Annotated in this window: 8 protein-coding genes and 1 pseudogene; all 9 read left to right on the top strand. The window is 49.5% G+C overall.

Translation table 11 applies throughout. The features are described 5' to 3' along the window. Positions 1-338: pseudogene (locus AC1WIP_RS09910) on the top strand (tRNA (N(6)-L-threonylcarbamoyladenosine(37)-C(2))-methylthiotransferase MtaB); the annotation flags it as partial. 98 nt (positions 339-436) lie between these two features. Then, positions 437-700, top strand: a complete 264-nt coding sequence (locus tag AC1WIP_RS09905; protein WP_318702729.1) for an IreB family regulatory phosphoprotein — start codon at positions 437-439, stop codon at positions 698-700. Positions 701-711: 11 nt separating this feature from the next. Next, complete coding sequence (gene ruvX / locus AC1WIP_RS09900; protein WP_481141681.1) at positions 712-1,167, top strand: Holliday junction resolvase RuvX; 456 nt, start codon at positions 712-714, stop codon at positions 1,165-1,167. A 2-nt stretch (positions 1,168-1,169) separates the two neighbouring features. Beyond that, on the top strand, positions 1,170-1,439 hold the full coding sequence (locus AC1WIP_RS09895; RefSeq protein WP_330628646.1) for a DUF1292 domain-containing protein: 270 nt from the start codon (positions 1,170-1,172) through the stop codon (positions 1,437-1,439). 257 nt (positions 1,440-1,696) lie between these two features. Beyond that, a complete protein-coding gene (locus tag AC1WIP_RS09890) occupies positions 1,697-3,373 on the top strand; it encodes a ribonuclease J (protein ID WP_481141680.1) in 1,677 nt (558 codons plus the stop codon). A 36-nt stretch (positions 3,374-3,409) separates the two neighbouring features. Next, a complete protein-coding gene (locus tag AC1WIP_RS09885) occupies positions 3,410-3,730 on the top strand; it encodes a YlbF/YmcA family competence regulator (protein WP_318709094.1) in 321 nt (106 codons plus the stop codon). A 20-nt stretch (positions 3,731-3,750) separates the two neighbouring features. Then, positions 3,751-4,134 (top strand): endolytic transglycosylase MltG, encoded by a 384-nt coding sequence (locus AC1WIP_RS09880; protein WP_481141679.1) that lies wholly within the window; start codon positions 3,751-3,753, stop codon positions 4,132-4,134. A 9-nt stretch (positions 4,135-4,143) separates the two neighbouring features. After that, the gene (locus tag AC1WIP_RS09875) at positions 4,144-4,785 is read left to right on the top strand and encodes an O-methyltransferase (RefSeq protein ID WP_481141678.1); all 642 of its coding nucleotides are present in this window, start codon (positions 4,144-4,146) and stop codon (positions 4,783-4,785) included. A 39-nt stretch (positions 4,786-4,824) separates the two neighbouring features. Further along, a complete protein-coding gene (locus AC1WIP_RS09870) occupies positions 4,825-6,069 on the top strand; it encodes a peptidase U32 family protein (protein WP_481141677.1) in 1,245 nt (414 codons plus the stop codon). Positions 6,070-6,290: the final 221 nt, after the last annotated feature.

Genomic DNA, 6,290 nt, shown 5'->3' with positions numbered 1-6,290 from the left:
TATTTAAGTATTCCAAAAGGGCTGGCACCCGGGCGGCGGACATGCCGGATCAGGTGCCGCCTCAGATTATGACTGCACGAAGCAATGCGCTGCTTGCTTTGGAGAAGCAGCAGTCAAAGGCCTTCCGCAGCCGTCTGCTTGGCAGGCAGACCCAGGTTTTGTTTGAGGAGACAAGAGAAATAGAGGGAAGCCTGTACCGCATTGGTCATACCAGGGATTATGTAAAGATAGCGGCGCCCCTTGAGACCGAGGATGCGGCTCCCCTGCCAAATACCTTGTGCACAGTCCGGCCCAAGGGGTTTCTTACGGATGAGATTCTAAGGAGTGAAACTCTATAGAATGAAATTCTATGGTAAAAGAAACCGTTGAATTTTGCCGGCAAATGAGGTAAGATAAAATTCAGTAGAGAATCGGCACAAGAGGAATGAGGAGATCTATGCAGGACTTGGGAAATACGCAATACTTCAAGGTGGAGACAGAGCCTGAGACCGGAGTGAAGGTGGTGCTGGCTACCGTCTATGAGGCATTGACAGAGAAAGGCTACAATCCGGTAAACCAGATTGTGGGATATATTATGAGCGGCGACCCCACTTATATTACCAGCCATAAGAATGCCAGAAGCCTGATTATGAAGGTGGAGCGGGACGAGCTGGTGGAGGAGATTTTAACGCAGTATATCCGTAACAATAATTGGAAATAGGAGGCTCCCCCATGCGTATAATGGGATTGGATTTCGGCTCGAAAACAGTAGGCGTGGCTGTCAGCGACAGCCTGCTTTTGACTGCCCAGGGACTGGAAATTATCCGCCGTAAGGAGGAAAATAAGCTGCGCCAGACGCTGGCACGGATTGAAGCGCTGATTGTGGAGTATGAGGTGGAGGAAATTGTGCTGGGGCTTCCCAGAAATATGAATGCCACCGAAGGGCCCAGAGTGCAGCTGACCAAAGAGTTTCAGGAAAAATTAGAAAGAAGAACAGGGCTGCCTGTGGTACTGTGGGACGAGCGTCTTACCACAGTTGCAGCGGATAAGGCAATGATGGAAGCGGGCATTCGAAGAGAAAACCGCAGGGAGCATGTGGACAAAATTGCAGCGGCGTTGATTCTCCAGGGCTATCTGGACAATAGAAATCTGGAAAAGAGCGCTGCTTGTGAGAGTGGGCAGGAATAAAAATGGCGAAACTGGAAAAAATTACTTTTAATCCGGATGGGGAGGACCCCGTTGATTTTTTTGTTTTGGAGCAGACCAGAATTGGAGGGATTAACTATATTCTGGTGACGGATTTTGAAGAGGGAGACGGAGAGGCTTTGATCCTGAAGGACTTGTCAAAGGATGGCGAGGAGGAAAGCCTTTATGCGATTGTCTCCGATGATGAGGAGCTGAAAGCGGTATCCGGCGTTTTTGAGAATATGCTGGATGACGTGGAATTTGTGCAGGACTGATTTTGGAAATTGTTTATTGTGCGTAAAAGCGGAGCGTCCGGGAGAGGACGGTCTGCTGTTTATAGAATCATGCGACAGCTCCGGAATCTGACTGGCGGAGTGGAATGAGAGGAATGTTTTGACAGAGGCGTCGGCTGCCGTGAGACAGGGAGCGATTGAGACGAAGCAACAGCGCCGCTGTTATTAGAGTATGCCTTTTCGCTTTCCAGCGTCCGCCACAGAACCGGAGCGCCGTATAGAATATGGAGGAAATTTGATTGAAGAAGAAAAAAGAGAATAATTCTGTCTCCGGGCTGAAAATCATCCCTTTGGGAGGTCTGGAGCAAATTGGCATGAACATTACTGCCTTTGAATACGAGGACAGTATTGTTGTGGTGGACTGCGGCCTTTCATTTCCGGCAGACGATATGCTGGGAATTGATCTGGTGATTCCGGATGTAACCTATCTGAAGGACAACATCGACAAGGTAAAGGGATTTGTGATCACCCACGGACACGAGGATCATATCGGGGCTCTTCCCTATGTTCTGCGGGAGCTGAATGTTCCTGTATATGCTACCAGGCTCACTATGGGCATCATTGAAAACAAGCTGACGGAGCACAATCTGGTCCGCAGCACCAAGCGCAAGGTGGTAAAATTCGGACAATCCATCAATCTGGGGAAATTCCGCATTGAATTTATCAAGACCAACCACAGCATTGTGGACGCGGCAGCCCTGGCGATCTATTCTCCGGCAGGCGTGGTAGTGCACACCGGGGACTTTAAGGTGGATTATACGCCGGTGTTTGGTGACGCTATCGACCTGCAGCGTTTTGCAGAGCTGGGGAAAAAGGGTGTGCTGGCGCTGATGTGCGACTCCACAAATGCGGAGCGCCCCGGCTTTACGCCGTCGGAGAAAACGGTGGGCAGAACCTTTGACACCCTGTTTGAGGAGCATAAGAACACAAGAATTTTTGTGGCGACCTTTGCCTCCAATGTGGACCGTGTGCAGCAGATCATCAATACGGCGTACAAATTCGGCAGAAAGGTAGCGGTAGAGGGCCGGAGCATGGTGAACATTATAGAAACGGCCATGAAGCTGGAGTGCATCAGCATACCGGATAATACGCTGGTGGACATTGACCAGATGAAGAATTATCCCAGTGAAAAGCAGGTGATTATCACTACCGGAAGCCAGGGGGAGAGCATGGCGGCCCTGAGCCGCATGGCAAACAATATGCACCGTAAGATCACCATCGGTGCGGGGGATACGGTGATTTTCTCCTCCAATCCCATACCAGGAAACGAAAAATCTGTTACGAAGATCATAAACGAGCTGCTGCGCAAGGGGGCTGATGTTATTTTTCAGGATGCCCATGTGTCGGGACATGCCTGTCAGGAGGAGATCAAGCTGATTTATACCCTGATTCGTCCCCAATATGCAATTCCCGTACACGGTGAGTACAAGCATCTTACTGCCCAGGCTAAAATTGCGGCAAGCCTTGGCATAGAGAAGGATCACATTTTCATTCTCTCATCCGGGGATGTGCTTGAGCTGACGAAAGAACAGGCTAAGGTAACGGGCAAGGTTCCTGTGGGAGCTATTTTAGTGGACGGCCTTGGCGTAGGCGATGTGGGGAATGTGGTGCTTCGGGATCGTCAGCATCTTGCAGAGGACGGCATTATGATTGTGGTTATGAGCCTTGATAAGGCAAGCGGTCTTTTGGCGGCCGGGCCGGATATCGTATCCAGAGGGTTTGTGTATGTGAAGGAATCCGATGAACTGATTGAGGAAGCCCGCCATACGGTGGACGAAGCCATCCAGAGCTGTCTTGACAAGGGCATTACCGACTGGGGTAAATTGAAATCCACAACCAAGGATGTGCTGGGGGATTATGTGTGGAAAAAGACGAAGAGACGTCCCATGATACTGCCTATTATCATGGAGGTATGAAAAAGATTTGCAAATTAGCTGGAGTAAGAGTACAATATGAGCAAAATTGACCGCGCAGTGGAAGACTTTATTGCTGTGATTATGGAGACGGATGAGTATAAGGAATACGATGCGCAGCGAAACAAGGTGAAGCAGTATCCGGAACTGAAGGCGCAGATAGACGAGTACAGGCGCCGCAATTATCTGATGCAGACAAGGGAAGACACTGCGTTTGAAATGATAGACCAGTTTGAAAGAGAATATGAGGATTTCAGAGAGATCCCTCTGGTTGCGGACTTTCTGGCTGCGGAGCTTGCTTTCTGCAGAATGATACAGAGAATCAACATCCGTATTACGGAAGCAGTCCATTTTGAGTAGAGAAAAGGAAAGGGATGGGAATGAACTCAGGTAATTTAGTTGGGGCGGTGATGGGGGCGGTTCTAAAGGCAGCGGCGGCTGTAGTGGTGATTTTTCTGATCTACAAAGGAGCGTCGGTGTGCTATGACTACGGTTACCGTATTTTTACGGAGCCGGCTGTTTCCTCGGGAGAGGGCAGAAGCGTCACGGTGACCATTACGGAGGATATGTCCCCGGCGGATATAGGAGAGCTCTTTCAGACCAAGGGACTGGTGAAGGATGCAACCTTGTTTACGCTCCAATACTATTTCTCGGAATTTCGCAAGGATGTGAAGCCGGGAGAGTATGAGCTGAGCACCTCCATGACGGCGGAGGAGATGATGGAGGTTATGGCCTCTGACCAGGAGGAAGGGGACGCCTCATAAGGAGAGGATATGATCGTAAATGAAAGAATGACGGCCTTTATTGACTCCCTGGACCGGGGCAACCCGGCCTTTTTGGATGAGATCGAAAAATATGCTGTAAGGGAGCAGGTGCCTGTCATCCGCAAATCCATGCAGAGTCTTTTGAAGTTTATTCTCGCGTATGCAAAGCCGAGGAGCATCCTGGAGGTCGGGACCGCCATCGGCTTTTCTGCGCTTTTGATGAGCGAATATGCGCCTTCGGACTGCACAATTACCACCATAGAAAAATATGAGAAACGGATTCCTGTGGCCAGAGAGAATTTTCGTAGGGCCGGCAGGGAGGATCGAATAAAGCTGCTGGAGGGGGACGCAATGGAGCTTCTGCCTGCCCTGGAGGGAAGCTTTGATCTGATTTTTATGGACGCGGCAAAGGGACAATACATTCATTTTCTGCCGGAGATTTTGCGGCTGTTAAAACCGGGCGGTCTTTTGATTTCAGATAATGTGCTGCAGGAGGGGGATGTGGCCCAATCCCGGTTTGCAGTGACCAGACGAAACCGGACCATTCATGCCCGGATGCGGGAATATCTTTATCAGCTTAAGCATCACCCGCAGCTTGAGACGGTGATCCTCCCGGTGGGAGACGGTGTGACCTTGAGCACCAGATTGTAAGAAAGAGCGCAGACAAGGCGGCGCGGAAATGAGGAAAAAATGACGAGAAAAAAACCGGAGCTTCTGGTTCCTGCCAGCAGCTTAGAGGTGCTGAAAACAGCGGTGAGATTCGGAGCGGACGCAGTCTATATCGGCGGAGAGGCTTTTGGCCTTCGGGCAAAGGCAAAGAATTTTTCCATGGAGGATATGGCGGAGGGAATTGCATTTGCCCACAGACATGGGGTTAAGGTTTATGTGACGGCCAATATTCTGGCCCATAATGATGATCTGGAGTCTGCGGAGGAATATTTTAGAGAGCTTAGGGACATGAAGCCGTTTCCTGCAGACGCGCTGATTATTTCAGACCCGGGGATGTTTGTCCTGGCAAAAAGAGTGTGGCCCCAGGTGGAAATCCATATATCCACACAGGCCAATAATACTAACTATGGAACCTATCTTTTCTGGTGGGCCCAGGGAGCAAAAAGGGTGGTTTCTGCAAGGGAGCTGTCTCTGAAGGAAATCCGCGTGATCCGGGAGCATATCCCGGCAGAAATGGAGATCGAGAGCTTTGTGCACGGAGCCATGTGCATTTCTTATTCCGGCCGATGCCTGCTGAGCAATTACTTTACGGGAAGGGACGCCAATCAGGGCGCCTGTACCCATCCCTGCCGCTGGAAATATGCCGTTGTGGAGGAGACAAGGCCCGGAGAGTATATGCCTGTATACGAAAATGAGAGGGGCACCTTTTTGTTCAATGCAAAGGATCTGTGCATGATTGAGCACATTCCGGAGCTTTTAGAGGCAGGAATTGACAGCCTGAAAATTGAGGGACGCATGAAAACGGCTTTGTATGTGGCTGTGGTGGCAAGAACCTATAGAAGGGCTATTGACGATTATCTGGAGGATGAGGAAAAATACAGAAAAAATATGGACTGGTACCGGGCGGAAATTGCAAAATGCACCTACCGCCAGTTCAGCACGGGCTTTTATTTTGGGAAGCCTGATGAGACCTCTCAGATTTATGACAACAGCACCTATGTGAGCGAATATACCTATCTTGGGATCGTGGAAGAGGTAAAGGATTCCCTGGCAAGGATAGAGCAGCGCAATAAGTTTTGTGCGGGAGATATGATTGAGATTATGAAGCCGGACGGCAGCAATGTGCCTGTGACAGTGGAGGCCATTTACAACGCCCGGGAAGAAAGGGTGGACAGCGCGCCCCATCCCAGGGAGCTTTTGTGGGTAAAGCTGTCTCATACGCCGGAGTCCTTTGATCTTCTGCGGGTACAGAAGGGCTTGCGCTAAGCCCATTGTACAAAGTGAACAGCAAAGCCTCAAAAATGCTTTGTTTTTTTACAAAAAGTGAGAAAAATAAATTTGGGTATTGCAATTTTCTAAAATTTAAGGTATCTTAATAAAAAATAAAGCAGAGGCTGTTGACTTTTGCTTTCCACACATAGGTATCCAAGAACGAAGATGTTCCAACAGTAACAGGTTTACTTTGGAACGTTTTTTTATAGGCGGGG

This window comes from Acetatifactor sp. (assembly GCF_982438285.1).
This window is presented reverse-complemented; position numbering and strand designations above follow the sequence as displayed.

Coding starts and splice junctions, on each gene's coding strand:
- ruvX (WP_481141681.1), top strand. CDS start 712: ATGCGTATAATGGGATTGGATTTCGGCTCGAAAACAGTAGGCGTGGCT.
- AC1WIP_RS09905 (WP_318702729.1), top strand. CDS start 437: ATGCAGGACTTGGGAAATACGCAATACTTCAAGGTGGAGACAGAGCCT.
- AC1WIP_RS09895 (WP_330628646.1), top strand. CDS start 1,170: ATGGCGAAACTGGAAAAAATTACTTTTAATCCGGATGGGGAGGACCCC.
- AC1WIP_RS09885 (WP_318709094.1), top strand. CDS start 3,410: ATGAGCAAAATTGACCGCGCAGTGGAAGACTTTATTGCTGTGATTATG.
- AC1WIP_RS09875 (WP_481141678.1), top strand. CDS start 4,144: ATGATCGTAAATGAAAGAATGACGGCCTTTATTGACTCCCTGGACCGG.
- AC1WIP_RS09880 (WP_481141679.1), top strand. CDS start 3,751: ATGAACTCAGGTAATTTAGTTGGGGCGGTGATGGGGGCGGTTCTAAAG.
- AC1WIP_RS09870 (WP_481141677.1), top strand. CDS start 4,825: ATGACGAGAAAAAAACCGGAGCTTCTGGTTCCTGCCAGCAGCTTAGAG.